The 21,493-nt window shown below is 71.9% G+C and carries 20 protein-coding genes; 6 read left to right on the top strand and 14 right to left on the bottom strand.

Annotated features, from left to right (window positions below):
* Positions 1-18: 18 nt before the first annotated feature.
* The 13 genes from VGN18_RS02795 to VGN18_RS02735 all read right to left on the bottom strand — a co-directional run bounded on the left by VGN18_RS02795 (position 19) and on the right by VGN18_RS02735 (position 15,190).
* The gene (locus tag VGN18_RS02795; RefSeq protein ID WP_327538111.1) at positions 19-1,269 is read right to left on the bottom strand and encodes a 2-oxo acid dehydrogenase subunit E2; all 1,251 of its coding nucleotides are present in this window, start codon (positions 1,267-1,269) and stop codon (positions 19-21) included.
* Positions 1,266-2,243, bottom strand: coding sequence for an alpha-ketoacid dehydrogenase subunit beta (locus VGN18_RS02790; RefSeq protein ID WP_327538110.1), 978 nt, complete (start codon positions 2,241-2,243; stop codon positions 1,266-1,268). Before VGN18_RS02790 ends, VGN18_RS02795 begins: the two co-directional genes overlap by 4 nt.
* Positions 2,231-3,295 carry a thiamine pyrophosphate-dependent dehydrogenase E1 component subunit alpha gene (locus tag VGN18_RS02785; protein WP_327538109.1) on the bottom strand — a complete coding sequence of 355 codons (1,065 nt, stop codon included), beginning with the start codon at positions 3,293-3,295 and terminating at the stop codon, positions 2,231-2,233. The genes VGN18_RS02790 and VGN18_RS02785 overlap by 13 nt, the downstream gene beginning before the upstream one ends.
* Positions 3,292-4,638 (bottom strand): Xaa-Pro peptidase family protein, encoded by a 1,347-nt coding sequence (locus tag VGN18_RS02780; protein WP_327538108.1) that lies wholly within the window; start codon positions 4,636-4,638, stop codon positions 3,292-3,294. The genes VGN18_RS02785 and VGN18_RS02780 overlap by 4 nt, the downstream gene beginning before the upstream one ends.
* Positions 4,639-4,710: 72 nt before the next feature.
* Positions 4,711-5,250 (bottom strand): VOC family protein, encoded by a 540-nt coding sequence (locus VGN18_RS02775; protein WP_327538107.1) that lies wholly within the window; start codon positions 5,248-5,250, stop codon positions 4,711-4,713.
* An 11-nt stretch (positions 5,251-5,261) separates the two neighbouring features.
* A complete protein-coding gene (locus tag VGN18_RS02770; RefSeq protein WP_327538106.1) occupies positions 5,262-6,332 on the bottom strand; it encodes a 2,3-butanediol dehydrogenase in 1,071 nt (356 codons plus the stop codon).
* A 23-nt stretch (positions 6,333-6,355) separates the two neighbouring features.
* On the bottom strand, positions 6,356-8,857 hold the full coding sequence (locus VGN18_RS02765; RefSeq protein ID WP_327538105.1) for an ATP-binding cassette domain-containing protein: 2,502 nt from the start codon (positions 8,855-8,857) through the stop codon (positions 6,356-6,358).
* 94 nt (positions 8,858-8,951) lie between these two features.
* Positions 8,952-10,061 (bottom strand): substrate-binding domain-containing protein, encoded by a 1,110-nt coding sequence (locus VGN18_RS02760; protein WP_349259816.1) that lies wholly within the window; start codon positions 10,059-10,061, stop codon positions 8,952-8,954.
* Between the two features lie 154 nt (positions 10,062-10,215).
* Positions 10,216-11,235 (bottom strand): ABC transporter permease, encoded by a 1,020-nt coding sequence (locus VGN18_RS02755; protein ID WP_327538103.1) that lies wholly within the window; start codon positions 11,233-11,235, stop codon positions 10,216-10,218.
* Positions 11,236-11,384: 149 nt separating this feature from the next.
* Positions 11,385-12,254 (bottom strand): NAD(P)-dependent oxidoreductase, encoded by an 870-nt coding sequence (locus tag VGN18_RS02750; protein ID WP_327538102.1) that lies wholly within the window; start codon positions 12,252-12,254, stop codon positions 11,385-11,387.
* Positions 12,247-13,299, bottom strand: coding sequence for a zinc-dependent alcohol dehydrogenase (locus VGN18_RS02745; protein WP_327538101.1), 1,053 nt, complete (start codon positions 13,297-13,299; stop codon positions 12,247-12,249). Before VGN18_RS02745 ends, VGN18_RS02750 begins: the two co-directional genes overlap by 8 nt.
* A 26-nt stretch (positions 13,300-13,325) precedes the next feature.
* Positions 13,326-14,306, bottom strand: a complete 981-nt coding sequence (locus VGN18_RS02740) for a zinc-dependent alcohol dehydrogenase (protein WP_327538100.1) — start codon at positions 14,304-14,306, stop codon at positions 13,326-13,328.
* A gap of 95 nt (positions 14,307-14,401) precedes the next feature.
* Positions 14,402-15,190 (bottom strand): XRE family transcriptional regulator, encoded by a 789-nt coding sequence (locus VGN18_RS02735; RefSeq protein WP_327538099.1) that lies wholly within the window; start codon positions 15,188-15,190, stop codon positions 14,402-14,404.
* 150 nt (positions 15,191-15,340) lie between these two features.
* Between VGN18_RS02735 and VGN18_RS02730 the strand changes: the two genes are divergently transcribed.
* The 6 genes from VGN18_RS02730 (at position 15,341) to VGN18_RS02705 (ending at position 20,806) form a co-directional block, all read left to right on the top strand.
* Positions 15,341-16,414, top strand: coding sequence for an SDR family oxidoreductase (locus tag VGN18_RS02730; RefSeq protein ID WP_327538098.1), 1,074 nt, complete (start codon positions 15,341-15,343; stop codon positions 16,412-16,414).
* Complete coding sequence (locus VGN18_RS02725; RefSeq protein WP_327538097.1) at positions 16,411-17,877, top strand: aldehyde dehydrogenase family protein; 1,467 nt, start codon at positions 16,411-16,413, stop codon at positions 17,875-17,877. Before VGN18_RS02730 ends, VGN18_RS02725 begins: the two co-directional genes overlap by 4 nt.
* Positions 17,878-18,163: 286 nt before the next feature.
* Positions 18,164-18,298 (top strand): hypothetical protein, encoded by a 135-nt coding sequence (locus VGN18_RS21165; protein WP_327538096.1) that lies wholly within the window; start codon positions 18,164-18,166, stop codon positions 18,296-18,298.
* A gap of 31 nt (positions 18,299-18,329) precedes the next feature.
* Positions 18,330-19,364 (top strand): proline racemase family protein, encoded by a 1,035-nt coding sequence (locus VGN18_RS02715; RefSeq protein WP_327538095.1) that lies wholly within the window; start codon positions 18,330-18,332, stop codon positions 19,362-19,364.
* A complete protein-coding gene (locus tag VGN18_RS02710; protein WP_327538094.1) occupies positions 19,361-20,284 on the top strand; it encodes a hypothetical protein in 924 nt (307 codons plus the stop codon). Before VGN18_RS02715 ends, VGN18_RS02710 begins: the two co-directional genes overlap by 4 nt.
* 117 nt (positions 20,285-20,401) lie before the next feature.
* Entirely contained in the window at positions 20,402-20,806 is a 405-nt protein-coding gene (locus VGN18_RS02705) for a VOC family protein (RefSeq protein ID WP_327538093.1), read from the top strand.
* Between the two features lie 15 nt (positions 20,807-20,821).
* On the opposite strand, the gene VGN18_RS02700 is transcribed toward VGN18_RS02705, so the two are convergent.
* Positions 20,822-21,472, bottom strand: coding sequence for an FMN-binding negative transcriptional regulator (locus VGN18_RS02700; protein WP_327538092.1), 651 nt, complete (start codon positions 21,470-21,472; stop codon positions 20,822-20,824).
* Positions 21,473-21,493: the final 21 nt, after the last annotated feature.

The following is a 21,493-nucleotide window of genomic DNA, read 5'->3' as shown; positions in this document are numbered from 1 at the left end:
ACTCCCTGGGTGGACGGGTCAGGCCAGCTCGTGCTGGAACTGGCCGGCCTCGAGTCGCCGCTTCACCGCGGTGAGGAAGCGGGCGGCGTCGGCGCCGTCGACGAGGCGGTGGTCGTAGGTGAGGGCGAAGTGGGCCAGCGACCGGATCGCGATGAGCCGCTCGCCGTCGGGCTGGCGCCAGACGGCGGGCCGCTCCACGACCGCACCGGTGCCGAGTATGCCGACCTGGCCGGGCACGAGGATCGGCGTGTCGAACAACGCGCCGCGACTGCCCGTGTTGGTCAGGGTGAACGTGCCGCCGACCAGCTCGTCCGGGGCGATCCCACCCGTCCGGGTGCGGTCGGCGAGGTCCTCGATCCGGCGGCAGAGCCCGAGCAGGCTCAGGTCGCCGGCGTCCCGTACGACCGGTACCAGCAGGCCGCGTTCGGTGTCGACGGCGACGCCGAGGTGCTGGGCGTCGTGGTGGATCACCGAGCGGCCGTCGGGGCCGACCGAGGCGTTGAGCAATGGGAGGGTGCGCAGCGCCTCGACGGCGGCCTTGGCGAAGAAGGCGGTCAGGGTCAGCCGAACGCCCAGCCGCTGCGCCAGCTCCGGCGCGGCGACACGCCGCAGCGCAACCACGGCCGTCACGTCGACCTCGACGACCGTGGTCAGCTGGGCCGAGGTGTGCAGCGACTGCATCATGCGGTCGGCGATGACCGTGCGCAGCGGGCTCATCGGCTCGACGCGTTCGCCGGCCGTCGGTGTGTATGTCGGCGCCGGTGCCGCCCCGACCGGCGGCGCCGCCACGGCGGCGACGGGCTCGGGCTGCTGGTGCGCGGCGGCGGCGCTCGCGACGTCGCGCGGCGTCACGCGGCCGCCCGGCCCGGTGCCGTGCAGCAGCGTCAGCGCGACGCCGTTCTCGGCGGCGAGCCGACGGACCCGGGGCGAGTGGACGTGCCGGTGCCGCCGCGAAGCGGCCGGGCCGGGCGCGGCCGCGCCACCGCCGCCCACCGCGACCGGGATCGGCGGCAGGGCCACCGGCGCCGGCGCCGTCGACCCGATGACCGCGAGCACCGTGCCGACGGACACGGTGGTGTCCTCGGCGATGACGATCTCGATCAGGGTGCCGGCGCCGGGCGAGGGGACCTCGGTGTCGACCTTGTCGGTCGCGATCTCGAGCAACGGCTCCTGATCGGCGACCTGGTCGCCCACCCGCTTCAGCCAGCGGGCGACGGTGCCCTCGGCGACGGTCTCGCCGAGCTGCGGCATGGTGACGTCGATGTTCACGACTGCAGGGCCTTCTCCACCGTCGTCGCCACCACGTCGGCCGAGGGAAGTACCAGATCCTCGAGCGAGTCGGCGGCGGGCAGCGGGATGTGCGGCGTGGTGATGCGCTGGATCGGACCGTCGAGATCCCAGAACGCCTCCTCGGCGGCGATCGAGGCGATCTCGGCCCCCCACCCGAGCAGCCGCGGGTTCTCCTCGACGGTGAACAGGCGGCCGGTCTTGGCGACCGAGGCGAGGATGGTGCGGGTGTCCAGCGGCACCAGCGAGCGGACGTCGACGACCTCGGCCTGGATGCCTCGCTCGGCGAGCTGGTCGGCCGCGTCGAGCGCGCGCTTGACCGTGAGCCCGAGCGACAGGATCGTCGCGTCGGTGCCCGGCCGCCGCACGACGGCGGTGCCGAGCTCGTCGACGATCTCGCCGTCGGGCACCTCGCCCTTCATGGCGTACAGGCCCTTGTGCTCGAAGAACAGCACCGGGTCGTCACTGCGCACCGCGGCGGCCATCAATCCGACGACGTCGCGCGGCGTGGACGGGGTGACCACCTTCAACCCCGGCACCGCCATGGCCCAGTTCTCGACCGCCTGCGAGTGCTGCGCCCCGAAGCGCAGGCTGCCGCCGTTGCCGGTCTTGATCACCAGCGGGATGGTGACCTGGCCGCCGGTCATGTAGCGGGTCTTGGCGATCTCGTTGACGACGATGTCCCAGCAGACCGCGAAGAAGTCGGAGAACATGATCTCGGCGACCGGACGCAGGCCGGTCATCGCCGCGCCCATGGCCGCGCCGAGGATGGCCTGCTCGGAGATCGGGGTGTCGATCACGCGGCGCGGGCCGAACTCGTCCAGCAGCCCGACGGTGGTCTTGAAGACGCCGCCGGCACCGGCGACATCCTCGCCGATCATCACGACCCGCTCGTCGCGACGCATCTCCTGGGCGATGCCGCGCGCCACCGCGTCCCGATAGGTCAGTTCCGCCACGACGAGCCTCCGTCCGCCCACAGGTCGGTGAAGGCACTCTCCGGCGGGGGCAGCTCGCCGGCGATGGCCTCGTCGGTCGCGAGGTCCACGGCCTCGGCGACCTCCTTGTCGATGAGGTCGAGCTCGGCGCGGTCGACGCCGAGGCGTTCCAGCCGACCGCGGTAGATCGCGATCGGGTCGTAGGCCTTCCACGCCTCGACCTCGTCCTGCGGCCGGTACTTGCCCGGGTCGGCCCGCGAGTGGCCGCCGTGGCGGTAGGTCAGGGCCTCGACGAGCGACGGCCCGTCGCCGCGGCGGGCCCGCTCGATCGCGGAGGCGGCGGCCAGATAGGTCTCGTCGGCGTCGTTGCCGTCGACGATGACCGGCTCGAGCCCGTAGGCCGCGGCCCGGTCGGCCGCGGGGTGCGGCACGGCGGTGATGTCGGCGATGGAGGTGTACTCCATGTAGAGGTTGTTCTCGCAGACGAACACGATCGGCAACTTGTAGACGGCGGCGTAGTTGAGCGCCTCGTGGAACGCGCCGATGTTCGTGGTGCCGTCGCCGAAGAAGCAGACCGTCACCTGCCCGGAGCCGCGGTACTGCGCGGACCAGGCCGCACCATTGGCGATCGTCAGGTGCGCGCCGATGATCGCGTAGGAGCCGAGCACGCCGTGCTCGACGCTGGTCAGGTGCATCGAGCCGCCCTTGCCGCCCATCAACCCGTTGGCGCGACCGAGCAGCTCGGCGAGCACGGGCGTCATCGGCACGCCGCGGGCCAGCGTGTGCGCGTGACCCCGGTACGTCGCGAACGTCAGGTCGTGCTGGTGCATCGCAGCGCCGAAGCCGGCCGAGATCGCCTCCATACCGAGCGAGAGGTGGCTGGTGCCCTTCACGAGCTGGCGCATGAACAGGTCGTAGGCGCGCTTCTCGAACTGGCGCATCTCCTGCAGCTTGCGGTAGATGCCCAGGCGGGTCTCGATCGGCACGGGGGCGTCGTCGTGCCGGGTCTGGTCGGTCGGCGGCAGCACCACGCCGTGCGCGCCGTACTCGTGGTCGGACAGCGGCAGCCTCACGCGACACCACCCCGGCTCGCGCGGGTGTTGAGATGCGACTGGCTGTCCCGCTCGATGGGCAGCGGGCCGCTGGTCGTGTAGTACCGCTTCCCGGCCACGAGCAGCTCCTCGGCCGGGAACTTGGTGATGACCTCGCAGCCGGTCTCGGTCACGACGAGTTCCTCCTCGATGCGGGCCGCCCCCCATCCGTCGTCGGCGGGCCAGTACGTCTCGAGCGCGAACACCTGCCCGACCTCGAGCGTCTCGGGGTTGTCGATCGAGGTGAGCCGGCTGAAGATCGGCCGCTCCCAGATGCTCAGGCCGACGCCGTGCCCGTACTGCAGCGCGAAAGCCGCCTCTTCGTCGGGGAAGCCGAACTCCGGTGCGGTGGGCCAGACCTGGACGATCTCGGCCGTAGTCGCGCCCGGCTTCACCAGATCGATGGCGTTGTCCATCAGCTCGCGACAGATCTTGTACGCACCGCGCTGCGCCGAGGACGCGCTGCCGACGGCGAAGGTGCGGTAGTAGCAGGTGCGGTAGCCCTGGTAGCTGTGCAGGATGTCGAAGAACGCCGGGTCCCCGGGCCGGATCAGCCGGTCGGAGAACACGTGCGGGTGCGGTGAGCAGCGTTCGCCGGAGATCGCATTGACGCCCTCGACGTACTCCGAGCCGAGGTCGAACAGCTTCTTGCTGACCAGGCCGACGCACTCGTTCTCCCGCACGCCCGGACGCAGGAACTCGTAGAGATCCTCGTAGGCGGCGTCCACCATCGAGGCGGCCTGGGTCAGCAGCCCGATCTCGTCGGGCGTCTTGATCCGCCGCGCTTCGAGGAAGACCTGCTGTCCGTCGACGACCGGGAAGCCGAGCTCCTGCAGCGCGAACAGCACCGGCGGCTCGATGACGTCGACGCCGATGGGCTGGCCGGCGAGGCCGAAGTCGTTCATCACCTGCGCGACCTTGGCCGCGACGTCCTCGGCCCGCCCGGCCCCGGGCGGGATCGCGCCGCGCAGCGTCGAGATGCCGGCCCGAGCGCCGTAGTGCGGGCCGCGGCCGGCGGCGTCGTGCGGGGCGTCCAGCCAGGGCGACTGCAGCTGGTGGTGCCGGGCCGCCGAACCGAAGTCCCACAACACCGGGTCGCCGCCGCGGGGCAGCAGCGCGAAACGGATCATCTTGTCCATCGCCCACGTGCCGATGTGGGTCGCGGTCATGTACCGGATGTTGTGGAAGTCGAAGGTCAGCACGGCGCCGAGGTCCGAGCGATCGAGTTCGGCCTTGAGCTTCTGCAGCCGTTCCCGGCGCAGGCGGTCGATGTCGAGCCGGTCCTCCCAGTCGACCCGCGTCGTGCCGAACGTTGCCGAAACCATGGTGATCTCCTCTGTGGCAGGAACAGGGCGGCCGCGTCGTGGGGTGCGAGCGGCGTGGCGTGGGCCGTCGGCTCAGCCGAGCCGGGCTTCGACGGCGGACAACGGGGGTCGGGAGCGCAGGTACTCGGCGGCGTTCGCCTCACGTTCCGCCTTGCGGTAGTAGGCGATCTCGACCAGTTCGAGGGCCAGGCCGTCCGGATCGCTGAAGTAGACCCAGCGCCAGCCGCTCAGCGGTCCCGAGTCGACGACGTTGACGTCGGAGTAGAACCGCACGCCCTTGCCCTCGAGTTCGGCCTTGGTGGCGCGCACGTCCTCGACCTTGAAACACACGTGGGCGGCGCCGAGGTGGTGGTTCGGCACCGGCGCGGTACTGGTCGCGGGCCGGTTCGCGTACTCGATCAGTTCCATCGTCGAGTGCGGGCCGACCCAGAGGCTGACCTGACGCAGGCGCGCGCCCGGCACGCCGACCCCTCGCGCGAGTTCGGGTCCTTCGAACCACGGGGTGGGTTCATTGGCGAACGGCAGCCCGAGCAGGTCGTGGTAGAAGCGGATCGAGCGGTCGAGATCGCGGACGACGAGCCCGACGTGGTGCACCGCCTGCAGATCGATCATCGCCGTCCCCCTCAGCCCGCGAGGGTCGGGGAGGCCAGCACCTTGAGCTGATCACCCCGCGGGTCGACGAGGACGTCGAAGCCGCGGGTGACCACGTCCTCGAGCGAGATCTGCGAGGTGACGGCCTTCGCGACAGGGTACTTGCCGGAGGCGATCAGCCGGATGATCCTCGGCCAGTCGGTGATCAGGTAGCACCAGCTGCCCACGAGGCTGACGTCCTTCTCCGACAGCGCCATGCCGTCGAGGGTGGCCGGCGCGGTGTGCAGGCCGGTCTGCACGATCGCGCCACGCTTGCGGACGCTGGTCAGCGCGGTGGCCAGGCCGGGCGTCGAGCCGGAGCACTCGGCCACGACGTCGACGCCGAGTCCGCGGGTCAGGTCGGCGATGGCCTCGGCGAAGCCGTCCTGTGTCGGGTCGAGCACGGGGCCGACGTCGAGGGTCCGGGCCAGGGCGGCCCGGTTCGGGTTCGGCTCGGCGATGACGACGGTCGCGGCGCCGATCGCGTCCGCGTACAGCGCCGACAGCACGCCGATCGGGCCGGCGCCGGTGATCAGCACGACGTCGCCGCCGTGCACCCCGACGCGGTCGATGCCGTACGCAGCGACGCTGGCCGGCTCGACGACCGCGCCCTCCACGTCGCTCACCTCGTCAGGCAGGGCGGACACCTGGTAGTCCTTGAGCACGGCGTACTGCGCCAGGCCGCCGGTCTCGGCACTCAGCCCGGTGCAGGCGAACTTGACGCACAGGTGCCCGAGACCCTGGCGGCAGTAGGCGCAGCGACCGCACACGATGGCCGGCATGATCGCGACCCGGTCGCCGACCTCGACGTCGGTCACCTCGGGGCCGGCCTCGACGACGCGGGCGGAGAACTCGTGCCCGAGGGTCTGCGGCAGGGTGACGCCGGTCAGCGGGTGCGGGGTCACCGGCGTGACGATCGGCCCGACGAGGTACTCGTGCAGGTCGGTGCCGCAGATGCCGCACCAGGCGACCTCGACGAGCACCTCGTCGGGAGCCTTGATCGCCGGGCGATCGACATCCTCGACGCGGATGTCCTTCTGGGCGTGAAAGCGAGCAGCGCGCACGGTGGCGAACCTTTCTCGAGTGGTCAGCGGACGGCGCGGCCGGTCCGGCGCACCTGGCTGTAGATGACGGCGGCGGCCACGACGAGCGCGCCCTGGAAGAAGTACTGCCAGGTCTGGGTGAGGTTGAGGAACACGGTGGCGTTGAGCACCTGGACGATCAGGCCGGCGCCGAGCACCGTGCCGAGGAACGTCCCGCGCCCGCCGGCCAGGCTGGTGCCGCCGAGCACGACGGCGGTGATGCTGGTGAGCGTGTAGCTGGTGCCCTGCGACGGGTCGCCGATACCGAGTTGCGCCAGCAGGACGATCGCCCCCAGGAACACCAGCGTCGAGCAGGCTACGTAGGCACCGATGACGGTGGGCGTGACCCGCACGCCGACCTTGCGGGCCGACTCCTCGTGGGAGCCGACCGCGCGCACCTTCAGGCCGGTGCGGCGATAGCGGAGCACGGCCTCCAGGACGAGCGCGAGGCCGACCATCACCAGGAACGACAGCGGGATCGGGCCGATCCGACGCGTCACGGCGTCGGTGACCGTGCTGCCGATGGGTCCGCCGGGCACGGAGCGCAGCAGGAAGCTGAGCCCTTGCAACCCGATGTAGGTGGCGAGGGTCGCGGCGACCGGCGTGAACCGCGCGAAGCGGATGAGGGAACCGTTCACCGCACCGGTGCCGATGCCCGAGGCGAGCATGAGCAGCAGGCCCAGCAGCATCGTCGGACCGCTCTTGCCGTCGCCGAGGAAGAACGACCCGACCACGACCATGAAGCCGGCGAGCGGGCCGACGGACAGGTCGATGCCCCCGACGAGCAGCGCGACGGTCTGGCCGAGGGCGATGAAACCGAGGGCCGCGCACGAGGTCGCGACGGACGTGATGTTGAAGGCGGAGAGATAGCGGTCGTTGCGGCTCAGCACGTACGCGCCGAGCGCGATCATGACCAGCGCCAGGATGATGACCGGGGCGTAGTCGCCCGTGACGAACCGACCCAGCGCGGACGAGGAGGGGCGGCCCGCGCGGACCTGCTCCCGCCGATGACCGGTTGCGCGCACGGCCGAGTGCACGAGGGCCTGCTCGGTGATCGCCGTGCCCTCGAAGGTTTCGACCGCCGACCCGCGCGACATGACGATCACGCGGTCGCAGAGTCCCTCGAGCTCCTTCGCGTCGGACGACGCGACGACGACCGGCACTCCGGCCGCCGAGATCTCGCGCAGGATCCGGTAGATCTCGGCGCGGGCGCCGACGTCCACTCCCTGGGTCGGCTCGTCGGCCACGAGGATCGCGGGCTTGGACATCAGGGCCCGGGCCAGGACCACCTTCTGCTGATTGCCACCGGACAGCGCCGAGACCAGGGCCTCCTGCGACGGTGTCTTCACCGCGAGCGACTGCAGCTCGCGCGACACCGCCCGGTTCTCCAGGCCCGGTCGCAGCAACGGGCCGCGCCGGAACTGCCCGAGCGCCGACAACGCGGCGTTCTCGCGCACCGACATCGACATCATGAGGCCGTCGCGGTGCCGGTCCGCGGGCAGGTAGCCGGAGCGGTGGCGCAACTGCTTGCGGGAGTAGCGCCGGTCACCGATCCGGATCGTGCCGTCGGAGGACGACAACCCGGCCAGCGCGTGCAGCAGCGCGCTCTGCCCGTTGCCCACGATGCCGGCGATGCCGATGATCTCGCCGCGGCGAGCGGTGAAGGAGACGTCGTGGAAGCCGTCACCGGACAGGCCCTGCACAGCGAGCACCTCGTCCGTCGCCGCGGCCGGGTCGCACTTCGGCGGGAAGGTGCGCTCCAGCTTGCGGCCGACGATCAGGGCGAGCAACTCGTCGTCGGTCACGTCCCCCGCGGCCGCGCTGCCGCTGACCTCGCCGTCGCGCAGGACGGTCACCCGATCGGCGAGCGCGCGGACCTCGGCGAGCCGATGGGTTATGTAGACGACCGCGGTGCCCTGGGCCGCCGCGGAGCGGACCCGCTCGAACAGCAGGTCGACCGACTCCTGCCCGAGCGGAGCGGTCGGCTCGTCGAGGATGAGCAGCGACGGTCGGGTGACGAGCGCCTTCGCCAGTTCGAGCAGGTGCTTCTGCGCGATGGTGAGCGACCCGACACGGTCCTCCAGGTGCGGGAGGAAGCCGACGTCGTCGAGCATGGCCCGCATTGCCCGCCGCGCCCCGTCCGGGTGCTCCAGGTAGGCCGCCGGCACGGCGGTCCGGATGTTCTCGGCCACGGTCATGTCCGGCATGACCGCCGGGTGCTGGTGCACGATGGCGATGCGCAGCTGCGTCGCCTGCACCGGGGTGAGCCGGGTGTACTCGTTCCCGCCGATGGAGACCGTCCCGGTGTCGGGCGCGATCGCCCCGGAGGCGACGGCCATGAGGGTCGACTTTCCCGCGCCGTTCTCGCCGAGCAGCGCGTGCACCTCGCCGCACCGGATGTCGAGGTCGACGTTCGTGAGCGCGGCGACACCGTCGTAGTGCTTGCTGATCCCGGACAGCGCCATGGCGGTCGCGGACGCTGCGGTCAACGTCGTCTGGTCGTTCACGATCAGAGTCCTTCCGTCCGGGGGTGGAGCGTCGACGTCCGGTGCAGGGCCGGCCGGGCGTCATCGCAGCCGGCCGGCCCCGCGGTCACGGGATCTACTTGTTGAACAGTGCGGCCTGCTGGGCGCCGGGCAGCTGGGCCGACAGGTACACGTCGCCGGACAGCCCGCGGTTGCAGGTCACCGGGTGCGGCGTGCCGCTGACCGAGTCCTCGAACACCGGTGCCTCGAACTGGGTGTCCGTCGGCGGGGTGCCGCCGGTGGCCTTGGCGATCGCCCACTGCACGGCCAGCCGCGCGTTGTCGTTGCCGGTCGCGACGGTGAAGAGCTTGAACTTCGGGTTCTTCGCCTTGTGGTCCTCCCAGAAGCAGGACAGCGAGTTGCCGTCCGAGGTGACCAGCGCCGGGATGGACCGGCTGCTCTTCTCGAACTCGGGCAGCGCGCCGACGAGCGACGGGCCGAAGTCGGAGACGATCACGTCGATCTTGGAGTACTTGGCGATGTCGGCCGAGAGCACCTGCTGGCTCAGCGACGGGTCCCAGTTGGTGACCTCGAACGGCTGGGCGCCGACGAACTTGTACTTGCCGGTGGGGTCGAGCACCTGGTGCATCGCCTTGCCCTCGGTGATGCCCTGGCTGTTACCGGCCGGCCCGGACAGGAACAGGATGTTGCCGCCGCTCGGCAGGTTCTTGACGATCCAGTTGGCCCAGTTCTTGCCGTCGTTGGCGAAGTCGGCGCCGATCCACTTCGTGTAGTCCACGCCGTCCTGGCCACCCGGGTCGACCCGGTAGGGCACGGTTACGACGCCGGCCTTGTAGGCGCTGCGCAGCGCCGGAAGGACAGCCTTGCCCGCGTCGGGGAAGACGACCAGCGCGTTGACACCCTTGGCGACCATGCCCTGGATGTCGGAGATCGCCTTCTGGACGTTGCCCTGGCCGTCGGCGTAGCTGAAGCTCGTGACGCTCTTGCACTTGGCGACCTCGGCCTTGGCCGACGCCGTCGTGACCAGGCGCCAGCTGTTGCCCCCGAAGCCGTCGGTGAGGCCGAGGCTGATCTTCTTCGACCCGCACCAGGACGGGCCGGTGGCAGCGGCCGACCCGCTGCTCGACGAGCCGCCGGAGTTGCCGGAGCTGCCGGACGTGCCGGCGGTTCCGCCGGAACTGCTACAGGCACTGGCCAGCAGGGCCACAGCGCCCACCGCCGTCATCGTGCGGACCGCGGACGACATCTTGAGCATGGGGTGTCCTTTCTCGGGTGCGGCTTCAGGGCACGGCGGGATCGCCGTGTGGGCCACGGATTTCGGATCGAGTTGTGGAGCGGGGCCGCGGTAGCGGCAGGGGGTGGACGGTCCGGTAGGACGGCTATGCGGGTGCGGGTCTGGGTGCGCGCCCGGACAGCCGGGTGCGCAGCCGGGACCAGTTGACGGTGTAGAGCGCGACCCCGATCGTGAGGGCCGCGGCCTGCACCAGGGTCTGGACGGCGAACGTGACGCCGAGGGCGAGCACGTACTGCTGCAGTTGCGTCAGGAACAGCGCCGCGAGGGCACTGGCGACCAGGTTGCCCCGGCCCCCCAGCAGGGAGGTGCCCCCCAGCACGACAGCGGCGACCGAGGCGAGCACGTAGCTGTCACCCTCGTACGCGGTCGGCTTGTTGATGATGCCGGCGAGCAGCGCGCCGGCCAGCCAGTACATCACCGTGGCCCACACGTAGGCCCCGGCCTGGAAGCGTTGGATTCGCAGGCCGGTCGTGAAGGCGGCGAAGGGATTCGCGCCGACGGCTTCGAAGCGGCGTCCCGCGGCGGTGCGCTTGACGACCACGGTTACCAGCGCCACCGCCACGAGCGCGAACCAGACGGCGTTCGGCACGCCCAGCGTCGAGTTGCCGGCGAGGCGAGCCATGAGGTCGGTGGTCTCGCGCGGGGTGCCGCCGCTGACGCCGAGCACACCGGCGTACAGCAGTGCGTTCGTGCCGAGGGTGGCGACGATGGCGTTGAGGCCGAAGCGGCCGATCAGCAGGCCGTTGAGCAGCCCCGCGGCCACTGCGGCGGCGAGGGCGAGCAGCGCGGCCGGGAGCACCTTGCCGTTGTCGCCGTACGCCTCGTGCGTGATGATCACGACGACCAGCGACATGGTGCCGGCCACCGACAGGTCGATGCCGCCCTGCATGACGACCAGCGTCTGACCGAGCGCGGCGATCGCGAGCACCGCGGCGAACGGCAGCATCGAGAGCAGCGCTCCCTGCTTCATGCTGCTCGGCGCGGTGAGGTAGCCCAGGACGGCCAGCGCGAGCAGGGCGATCAGCACCGTGCTCATGCCTCGGGACGGCACGGCGCGCACGCGACGGCGCTCCGGAGCAGTCTCCTGCTCGGCCACTGCGGTCATGGGATCTCCTGGTGGGGGCTGTTCACCGGGCTCGTCGGTCGGTGCGTAGTCACCGCCGCGATGTGTTTCACAGGACTATACGAATGAGGTGCGGTGTTCACAATAGGTTGACACCATGGAAATGAAGTTGTGACGACCGGCGGTGCGGCTCAGCCGGAGAAGCGGCTCAGGGCCGCCATGTCGGCCTGGGCGAGACCGGCGGCGCAGGCGTCGTCCACGAGCGCCCGAACCGCGTCGGTGACGCGGTGGGAGGCACCGGCAGAGCGTGCGGCCGCACCGATGAGCCGCAGGTCCTTCGCCACCAGCTCCAGGCTCATCGCCACCGGAGTCTCCGGGTCGAGGAACGCCTGCTTCTTGTACAGCACGTACGGGGCGGCGACGACGCTCTGGCTCAGGACGTCGTACGCGGCCGACCGCGTGATGCCGGAGCGTTCGGCAAGGGCGAGCGACTCGGCCAGCGCCGCGTTCAGGTCGTGCACGACGAGGTTGACGGCGAGCTTCATGGCCTGTCCGGCGCCCGCCGGGCCGACGTGCACCACCCGGTCGGCCACCGCCGCCAGCACGGGTCGCGCCGCCTCCAGGGCGTCCGGCTCCCCCGCGGCCATGACGAGCAGCGTGCCCGCGTCGACGGCCGGCACGCTGCCGGACACCGGGGCGTCGAGGAACCGCGTCCCAGCCGCCCCGAGCTCGCCGGAAAGGCGCAGCGCAGCCTCTCGACCGCTGGTGGCCATGTCGCACACGACGGTGCCGGGCGCGAGCGCGTCGATCACCGTGGCGTCGAGCAGCACTTCACAGGTCGCGGCGCCGTCGGCCAGCATCGCGACCACGACGTCCCGCGCACGGACCGCTTCGGCAGCACTTGCCGCGACGATGATGCGGCCGGGCGGGGCATCGCCCGCGAGTGCGTGGGCACCCGCCGCGGTCCGGTTCCACACCGTGACCCGGTGCCCGGCGGCGGCGAACCGGCGGGCCAGCGCCGCGCCCATCCGCCCCGTCCCGAGGACGGCGACCTCAGCCATGCCGCGCGCTCACGAGCACCTTGCCGGCGACCTGCCCCTCGGCCAGCGGCCGGAAGGCGTCGTCGACGACGTCGTCCAGGTCCACGACCCGGTCGACCAGCAACCCGGACAGCGGCCGGGTGGTCAGCAGGTCGAGCGCGCGGGGCAGGTCGGTGTCGCAGACGTGGGCGACGCTCGTGCGCACGGCGATCTCACGCAGTACGAGATCGGCGAGATCCAGGCTCTGCGGCGTCTTGGTCAGGCCGACGAGCAGCACCGAGCCGCCGCGTCCGGTCAGCGAGACGGCGTTCTGGGCCGCCCCGGGAACACCGGAGCCCTCGATGACGACGTCGGCGCCGCCGGGGATCAGGTCACGCACCGCGGCGATCGGCTCGGCCGGGCTGACGAGACAGGTCTCCGTCGCGCCGAGCGTCTGCGCGGCGGCGAGCCGCACCGGGTCGACGTCGACGGCGATCACCCGGCCGTCGTGGCCGGCCAGACCGGCGAGGATGAAGGACCCGATCGCACCGGCGCCGAGGAGCACCACCGTGTCGCCCGGGCTGACGCCGGCGCGGGCCACCGCGTGCAGCCCGACCGCCAGTGGCTGCGCCAGCGCCGCCTCGAGATCCGGGCACGCGTCGGGGATCGCCCGGAGGGTGGTCGCCGGCACGGCGACGAACTCGGCGAGCGCGCCGTCGGTGCTCAACCCGAGCGTGTAGTAGCGGTCGCAGAGGTTGGTCCGCCCCCGGCGGCAGCGCGCGCACTTCCCGCAGGAGACGCCGGCACCGCTCGCCACTCGGCGCCCGACCCAGCCGTCCGCCCCCTCGCCCGCGTCGACCACCTGGCCGACGAACTCGTGGCCGAGGACGGTCGGGCCGACATGGCCGCTGCCCGGGTGCCGCGTGGTGAGCGGCACCATCATGGGGCCCTTGGTGAACTCGGTGATGTCGGTGCCGCACAGCCCGTTGTAGGTGACCGCCAGCAACACCTCCCCCGGCCGCGGTGTGGGGCAGGGCCGCTCCTCGAGCCGCAGGTCACCCGGGGAGTGCAGGACAGCAGCGCGCATCGTCGGACTCCTCGTGTCTGCCGCGCTCAGAGCGTCGCGGACGACGTCATGTGGACCTTGATCTGGCTCTTGTCGGTGAGCACCGCGGCGACGGCGTCCTCGCCCTTGGCCAGCGGGTAGCTCGCGGTCACCAGCGGCGAGAGATCGACCCCGCTGCGGGACAGGAAGTTGAGCGTCTGCGGCCACACGCCGGGCGAGCCGATGATGCCGCGGGCCTGCAACTCCTTGGACTGGAACAGCCCGAGCTTCGCGGGCGTCTGCGAGCCGACGTCGATGCCGACGTAGACGAGCCGGGCCCGGAAGGCGGCGACCTCCAGCGCGACCGCCATGGCCTCGGGGCGCCCGCTCGCCTCGAACACGACCGACGCACCGGCGCCGCCGGTGAGTGCCGCGAGCTCGTCCAGGAAGCTGTCCGAGGTCGGGTCGACCGCCTCCTCGGCCCCCAGCGACAGCGCCACCCGGGCTCGGGCCGCGCTCGGCTCGGCCACGATCACGCGCGCCCCCTTCCGGGCGCTGGCGGCGACGACCCCGAGCCCGATCGGGCCGGTGCCGAGAACCACGACCGTGTCGCTGGCGTCGAGGTTGTCCGCGCGCAGCGTGGCGTAGTAACCGCAGCTGAACGGCTCGACCAGCGCACCCTGCGTCCAGGACAGGTTGTCCGGCAGCCGGTGCAGCCAGGACTCCTTGGCGACGAAGAACTCCGCGGCGGCGCCGCTGATGCTGAAGCCGAAGTGCTCCTGGCCGATCACGCATTCGCCGACGACCCGGTCGCCGACGCCGAGCGTCCGGACGTCGCGGCCGGTGCGGACGACCTCGGCCGCCCACTCATGGCCGGGGATGACAGGGAACTCGAAGGGGATGATGTAGCGCCCGGCCAGCAGTTCGATGTCGCTGTGGCAGATGCCGACGCTGCGGGCGGCCAGCAGTACCTCGTCCTCGGCGATCTCGGGGATCGCGATGTCGTTGACCTCGGCGCGGTTGTCGCCGACGAACTGCAGAGCCTTCACATGAGCCTCCAGGGGTAGGGCACGCGGCGGACGCCGGGCGGCGCGAACACGTGGTTGCGAGGTGCCGGACGGCCGCGGCAGCGGGTGGTCAGGCGTCAGACGTAGCCGTGGCGGACGCACCAGATGCCCCGCGCGACGCGGTCGGTGCGGTTGGCCAGCAGGTGCGGGATCGCCGAGTCGAAACCGATCGCCTCGGCGGCGTGCAGGGTGAGTACCTCGAACCCGACGGTGATCTCGAGCTCGCCCTCGATGAGGAAGCCGTACTCCGAGCCGACGTGCTGCAGCATCGTCTGGCCGGTCGTGGAACTCGAGTGCGGCGGGTAGATGATCTCGAGGAAATCCAGGCCGGTGCCGGTGTTGTCGGCCAGCCGCTCCCAGATGACCCCGCTGTCCATCTTCAGCACGTGCCGCTCGCCCGGGCGCGTGACGGACAGCTTCGCCAGCGCGCGATCGCGCGGCCAGGCGTCCTGCAGCGGGCCCAGCGACGACCGGCTGAGCGGCTGGCCCGGGGCGTGCGCGGCGCCCATGTCGACGACGGCCACCGGCCCATGGCCGGCGGCCGAGATCGCGGGCGCGGCCTCCACCGCCACGTCGTCGGCGACGAACAACTCGTCGATCGAGACGTCCAGCAGCTGGGCGAGCGAGTAGAGCGTGGCGACCGAGGGCTGCGACTTGCCGTTCTCGACCTGGGACACGAAGGCCGGCGACACCCCGAGCTGCCGGGCGACCTCACGCAGGGACATGCCGGAGCGCTCGCGCGCCCGCTTGAGCCGGATACCGAGCGTGCCCACGGGCTCGCTCAGCGACGGTTTGCCGCCGGTCGCCGACGGATCCCCGCCCTCGGCCACCGGCCCGCGCGCCGGAGTGTTCCTTCTGGTCGCCATCGCTTCGGTATCCGCTCGTATCGGGGTGGTCGCGTGTTCGCGACGACGCGACGTCGTCGTTCCTGACCGTAAAGCATTACTTGACGCGGCGTCTAGTGGCGGGCACGATTCGGTCGCACCGTCAAGCAGCACCTCACCCAAGGAGGACGGATGGAGCGCACCGCTCTCGTCGTCGGCGTCACCGGCATTGCGGGTTACAACATCGCGTCGGCCCTGCTCGCCGAGGGCTGGCGGGTCGTCGGGCTCTCCCGTTCCCCGCGCTACGAGGTCCCGGGCGTCGAGCACGTGTACGCCGACGTGCTCGACCGCGGATCGGTCGAGGCGGCGACGGCGGGCAAGGGCATCACCCACCTGTTCTTCGCCACCTGGTCCCGGCAGGACACCGAGGCGCAGAACTGCGCCGTGAACGGTGCGATGCTGGCCAACACGCTCGACGCCCTCGCCGTCACCGCCGACCTGCAGCATTCGGTCCTCGTCACCGGTCTCAAGCACTACCTCGGCCCGTTCGAGGCCTACGCCTCGGCGCCGGCCGACACCCCCTTCCGGGAGACGCAGGAGCGGCTCGCCTTCCAGAACTTCTACTACGAGCAGGAGGACATCCTGTTCCGCGCTGCGGCGCAGCAGGGCTTCACCTGGTCGGTGCACCGGCCGCACACGATGATCGGGTACGCGCTCGGCAACGCGATGAACATGGGCGTGACCCTGGCCGTGTACGGCAGCATCTGTCGCGCGACCGGCGAGGCGTTCGTCTTTCCCGGCAGCCCGCAGCAGTTCAACGGCGTCACCGACATCACCGACGCCAGGCTGCTCGGCCGGCACGCGGTGTGGTCGGCCACCGCTCCCGCGGCCAGGAACCAGGCCTTCAACACGACCAACGGCGACGTCTTCCGCTGGCGGCAGATGTGGCCGCAGGTGGCCGCGGGCCTCGGGGTCGACGCCGCGCCCTACCCGGGCCGGTCCACACCGCTGGACGGTCGCATGGACCACGCCGACGACGTGTGGAAGCGCCTCGTGGCCGAGCACGACCTCACGGACCTGCGGGCCGGCGAGCTGGCGTCGTGGTGGCACACCGATGCCGACCTCGGCCGCGAGGTCGAGACCTTCGCCGACATGTCCAAGAGCCGGGCCCTCGGCTTCCTCGACTACCAGGACTCCGTCCGGTCCTTCCTCGACCTGTTCGAGACGCTGCGGGCGCAGCGCGTGATCCCGCCGCTCGGCTCGTGACCGCCACCCGGGCCGCCATCCCCGGCATCGACCCGACCGCCGTCACTCCCGTCCCGCTGGTGGGGGCAGACGGGGTCGGTAGCGAGTGGTTGCCGGTGCACGCGCCCTACGACGGATCGCTGCTCGGCTCCGTGCCGTCGTTGACCCCCGCCGATGTCGATCGTGCGGTGGCCGCCGCGCGTCGCGCTCTCGACGGCGGGCCGCTCCCCCAGTGGCGCCGGGCCGAGATCCTCGACCGCGCGGCCGAAAAGCTGGCCGACCGGGTCGAGCAGTTCGCCCGCTGCATCGCCCTCGAGGCTGCCAAACCGATCCGCACCGCCCGCATCGAGGTCGAGCGGGCCGTGTCGACGCTGCGGTTCAGCGCCGCGACCGCGCGGCAGCTCACCGGTGACATGGTGCCGCTCGACGCGTCGGCGGCCGGCGAGGGACGGATCGGTTTCGTGCTGCGCGTCCCGGTCGGAGTGGTGGCGGCGATCGCGCCGTTCAACTTCCCGCTCAACCTGGTGGCCCACAAGCTCGGCCCGGCGATCGCGGCCGGCTGCCCGGTGGTGCTCAAACCGGCCAGCCAGACACCGTTCTCCTCGATCCTGCTGGCCCGCATGCTGCTCGAGGAGTGCGGGCTGGCGGCCGGCTACCTGCAGGTCGTCACCGGCCCGGGCAGCGTGATCGGCAACGCGCTCGTCGACCACGACGACATCGCGCTGGTGACCTTCACCGGCTCCCCCGAGGTCGGCTGGGGCATCCGGGCCCGGGCGCCGCGCAAGCGGGTCGGTCTCGAACTCGGCAATAACGCGCCCGTGATCCTCGAACCCGACGGCGACTGGCGCGCCGCGGTCGGCAAGATCCGGCTCGCCGGGTTCAGCCACGCCGGCCAGTCCTGCATCTCCACCCAGCGGGTGCTGGTGCACGCGGACATCGCCGACGAGGTCGAGGCCGCGCTCGACGCCGCCGTGCGCTCGCTGGTCGTCGGCGATCCGCTCGACGAGGACACCGAGGTGTCGGCGCTCATCTCGACCGGCGAACGCGACCGCGTGCTGTCCTGGGTCCACGACGCCGAGGCCCAGGGGGCGCGGGTGCTGGCCGGGGGCACGGTGCGTCCGGATGGCGTCCTCGAACCGACCCTGATCGCCGATGCCGACCCGCAGCTGACGCTCTGCACCCAGGAGGTGTTCGGCCCGGTCGTTGCGATCACGCGCTACGACAGCTTCGACGAGGCGCTGCGCCTGGCCAACGACACCCGCTACGGCCTGCAGGCCGGCGTCTTCACCGCCGACATCCACAAGGCGCTCGCCGCCGCCCGCACGCTCGACTTCGGCGGCGTCATCGTCAACGACGTGCCGACGTGGCGGGCCGACCAGCAGCCCTACGGCGGGGTCCGCGACTCGGGCAACACCCGCGAGGGGCCGGCCTGGTCGGTGCGCGAGATGACCGAGGAACGCCTGATCGTCCTCGCCGGCCCGTGACGCTGCGGGCGCGCACCCGCCGGCGCCGTAGTGCGCCTGGCGGTCCTCCGTCTCGACGGGCGGGGATCAGTCCTCGGGGATGACCCGGTCGAACATCTCGGGGCGGTGCGCTGTACTCGCCCGTCGCCGGCGCGACCACCCGCCGGCCCGCGAACACCATCCGGTCCGTCCACCTCGACCCGGCCGGCGGCGACTTCGTCCTCGACCACGACCGCATCGCCCAGGACGCCACCGCCATGCTGCGGCTCGAGCCGGGCGCAACCCGCACGCCAAGGACTTCGAGGCGATGGAGTTGCCGTCCGAGCCCGAGCTGCGCCTGAACGTCTACCCCGCCGGCCCGAACACCCCCATCGCGGCCGGCCTCAGGCTGCTCGCGAGCCGGGCTGCCACCCGCTCCGCCGAGGTCGCGTCCGACCGCTGAACCGGCCGTCCGCGATTGGCTAACCTGCCTCATGCCGACTGCCCCGATTGCGACGACGGACTACCACACCGGCGGCGAGCCGTTCCGGATCGTGGCCGAGCCGCCCGTGCCGCTGCCGGGCGCGACGGTGGCCGAGCGGCGGGTGCGGGCGATGGAGGATCCGGCGGCGCAGGCGCTGCGGGCGGTGCTGTGTTCCGAGCCGCGCGGCCACGCCGACATGTACGGCGGGTTCGTCGTGCCGCCGGACGATGCGGGCGCTGACCTCGGCGTGCTTTTCTGGCACAAGGACGGGTTCTCGACGGCCTGCGGGCACGGCACGATCGCGCTCGGCGTGTGGGCGGTGGAATCGGGACGGGTCGCGGCGCCGGAAACCGGCAGCGTCGACGTCGTGATCGACGTCCCGTCCGGACGGGTCACGGCCCGGGTGCATCGTGACGCTGCCCGGGTGGTGGCCGTCGACTTCGTCAACGTGGCCAGCTGGCTGGTCGCCCGTGACGTGCCGGTGACGACGTCGCGCGGCGAGGTGCTCGTGAGCGTGGCCTTCGGCGGCGCGATCTACGCGACGCTGCCGGCCGACCGACTCGGGCTCTCGGTCACGTCGCAGCACCTCGGCGAGCTCATCGCGATCGGCCGCGAGATCAAGTGGGCGCTGAACGAGTCCGAGTTCGCGACCCACCCGAGCGACCCGCGGCTGAACGGCATCTACGGCACGATCTGGTTCGACGAACTCGGCGACCGCGACAGCGACGGCGACGGCGACGGCGTCGTGCACCAGCGCAACGTGACGATCTTCGCCGACGGCGAGGTCGATCGCTCGCCCTGCGGCTCGGGCACCTGTGCCCGGCTCGCGGTCCTCGCCGCCGACGGCCGCCTGCCCGCCGGAACCGTGCTGCGGCACGACTCGATCGTGGGCAGCACCTTCACCGGCACCGTGCTGGAGACCGTTGAGGTGGGGGGACGCAGCGCGGTGCTCCCGCAGGTCACCGGCATGGCCTATCGCACCGGCGAGCACGTCTTCTCGATCGACCCGCACGACCCGCTCGTGCCGGGCTTCGTGCTGCGATGAGGTACGTCGATGCGGCCGAGGTCGCGGCGCTGGGACCGACCGGTGCGGTCGACGCGATCCTCGGCGCGCTGCGGGACGGCCTCGACCCGAGCGACGATCCGGCGCGCTCGGCGGTCGGTCTCGCCCACGGGCAGTTCCTGCTCATGCCGGCGCAGACGCCGACGTCCGCGGGGGTCAAGGTCGTCACCGTCGCGCCGGACAACCCGGGCCGCGGGCTGCCGCGCATCCACGCCGCGTATTTGCTGTTCGACCACGACACCCTGGCCCTGCGCGCGATCGTGGACGGCACCGCGCTGACCACGCTGCGCACCCCGGCGGTGTCGGTCGCCGCAGTGCTCGCCCGGCTGCCCGACCGCCCGCTGCGCCTGGCCGTGTTCGGCACCGGCCCGCAGGCCGTCGGGCACGTCGACACGCTGGCCGCCGTCCGCCCGGTCGCCGCCGCGACGTACCTGGCGCGGGACCCGTCGCGCACCCCCCTGCCGGCCATCGGGATCCGCACGCCGGCAGCCCAGGAGGCTCTCGCCGCCGCCGATGTCGTCGTGTGCGCGACGGCGGCCCGGTCGCCGCTGTTCGACTCGACCCTGCTGCGCGACGACGCCGTCGTGATCGCCATCGGCTCGCACGAACCCGACGCCCGCGAGCTGGATGCCGCCCTGCTCGCCCGCGCGAGCGTCGTCGTCGAGGACAAAGCCACCGCGCTGCGCGAGGCCGGCGATGTCGTCCTCGCCATCGCCGAGGGCGCTCTCGCACCGAGCGACCTGCTGCCCCTCCGCGACGTCGTGCTCGGCCCCGGTGCCCTCCCGCCCGACCGGCCGCTGGTGTTCAAGAGCGTCGGCATGTCCTGGGAGGACCTCGTCGTCGCCACCGCCGTCGTCGAGCACGGGGAAGCGCGAGACAGTTCGGTCCGCCGCCCTCGTTGATCAACGCGCCCGCAACAGGTCTGTGGGCCTGCTCCGAGCGAGATCATCAGGACGCACGCTGCCGAACAGAGCGGCTGGTGAGCGGCGCGTGTCGGTGGTCGATGCCACGATCAGCTCATGAGTGATCTGACGCCGTACCTGCTCCTGCCCGGCACCGCGAGGGAGGCCCTGACCTTCTACGGCGACGTGTTCGGGTGCGCGGTCAACCTGCACACGCTCGCGGAGTTCGGCCGCACCGACGGGCCGGCCGACGCGATCGCGCACGGCTACCTCTCCGATGGTCCGGTCACGGTGTTCGCGGCCGACGTGACCGGCGACGAGACGCCGTTGCGGGTCGACGGCCTGATGTTCTCCCTGCTGGGCACGAGCGATCCGGCGGCGCTGCACGAGTGGTTCGCCCGGCTCGCCGACGGCGGCACGGTTCTCGACGACCTTCAGATCCGCCCGTGGGGCGCGACCGACGGCCAGGTCGTCGACCGGTACGGACTTCGGTGGCTCATCGGGTACGAGCCCGCCGCGTAGCACCGATCACCGTGGTCACGATTCCGCTCGGGCGGCCAGCGCCTGCATCGCGCCGGCCACGGCCGCGGCCGCGGCGTCGTCGGGCGGGGCGAGCCGTTCGTCGCGAAGTCCGGCGACGACCCCGGCCCGGTCGGCCTCGGAGCGGTTCTGGCTCAGCTTGGCCTTGCCCTCGACCCGGGTCACGGTGAATTCGAGACCGACGATGCCGTTGAGCTGGGCGGCGATGTAGGGCTCCGGCGCGTCGGTGACGTGCCACGGGTGCGCGCGCCCGTTCTCGTGCGTCTCGGTGAGTTCGGTGACCGCGCGCCGCACCCAGTCGCTGTCCTGGTGGATGCGCACCGTGCCGGTCAGGTGCACCGCGCTGTAGTTCCACGTGGGCACGACCTTGCCGTGCTCGGCCTTGGCCGCGTACCACGACGGCGAGATGTAGGCCTCCGGCCCGCCGGCGATCAGCAGCGCCGGGGAGCCGTCGGCGACAGCCCGCCAGTGCGCGTTCGCCTTGGCCATGTGCGCGATGACGACGTCGCCGCGCCACAGGATCGGGAGCAGGGTTGCGAGCGGCGCGCCGTCCTCACCGACGGTCACCAGCCACGCGGTGCGGGTCGCGGCGACCATCGCCCGGACGGTGTCGGGGTCGGTCACCTCGTTGAACGGCGGCGTGTACATGCGCTCAACCTACGACGTGCC

It is taken from the genome of Jatrophihabitans sp., from assembly GCF_036000465.1.
Taxonomy (GTDB): domain Bacteria; phylum Actinomycetota; class Actinomycetes; order Mycobacteriales; family Jatrophihabitantaceae; genus Jatrophihabitans.
The sequence above is the reverse complement of the archived record's forward strand: the minus strand, read 5'-3'. Positions and strand labels throughout refer to the sequence as shown.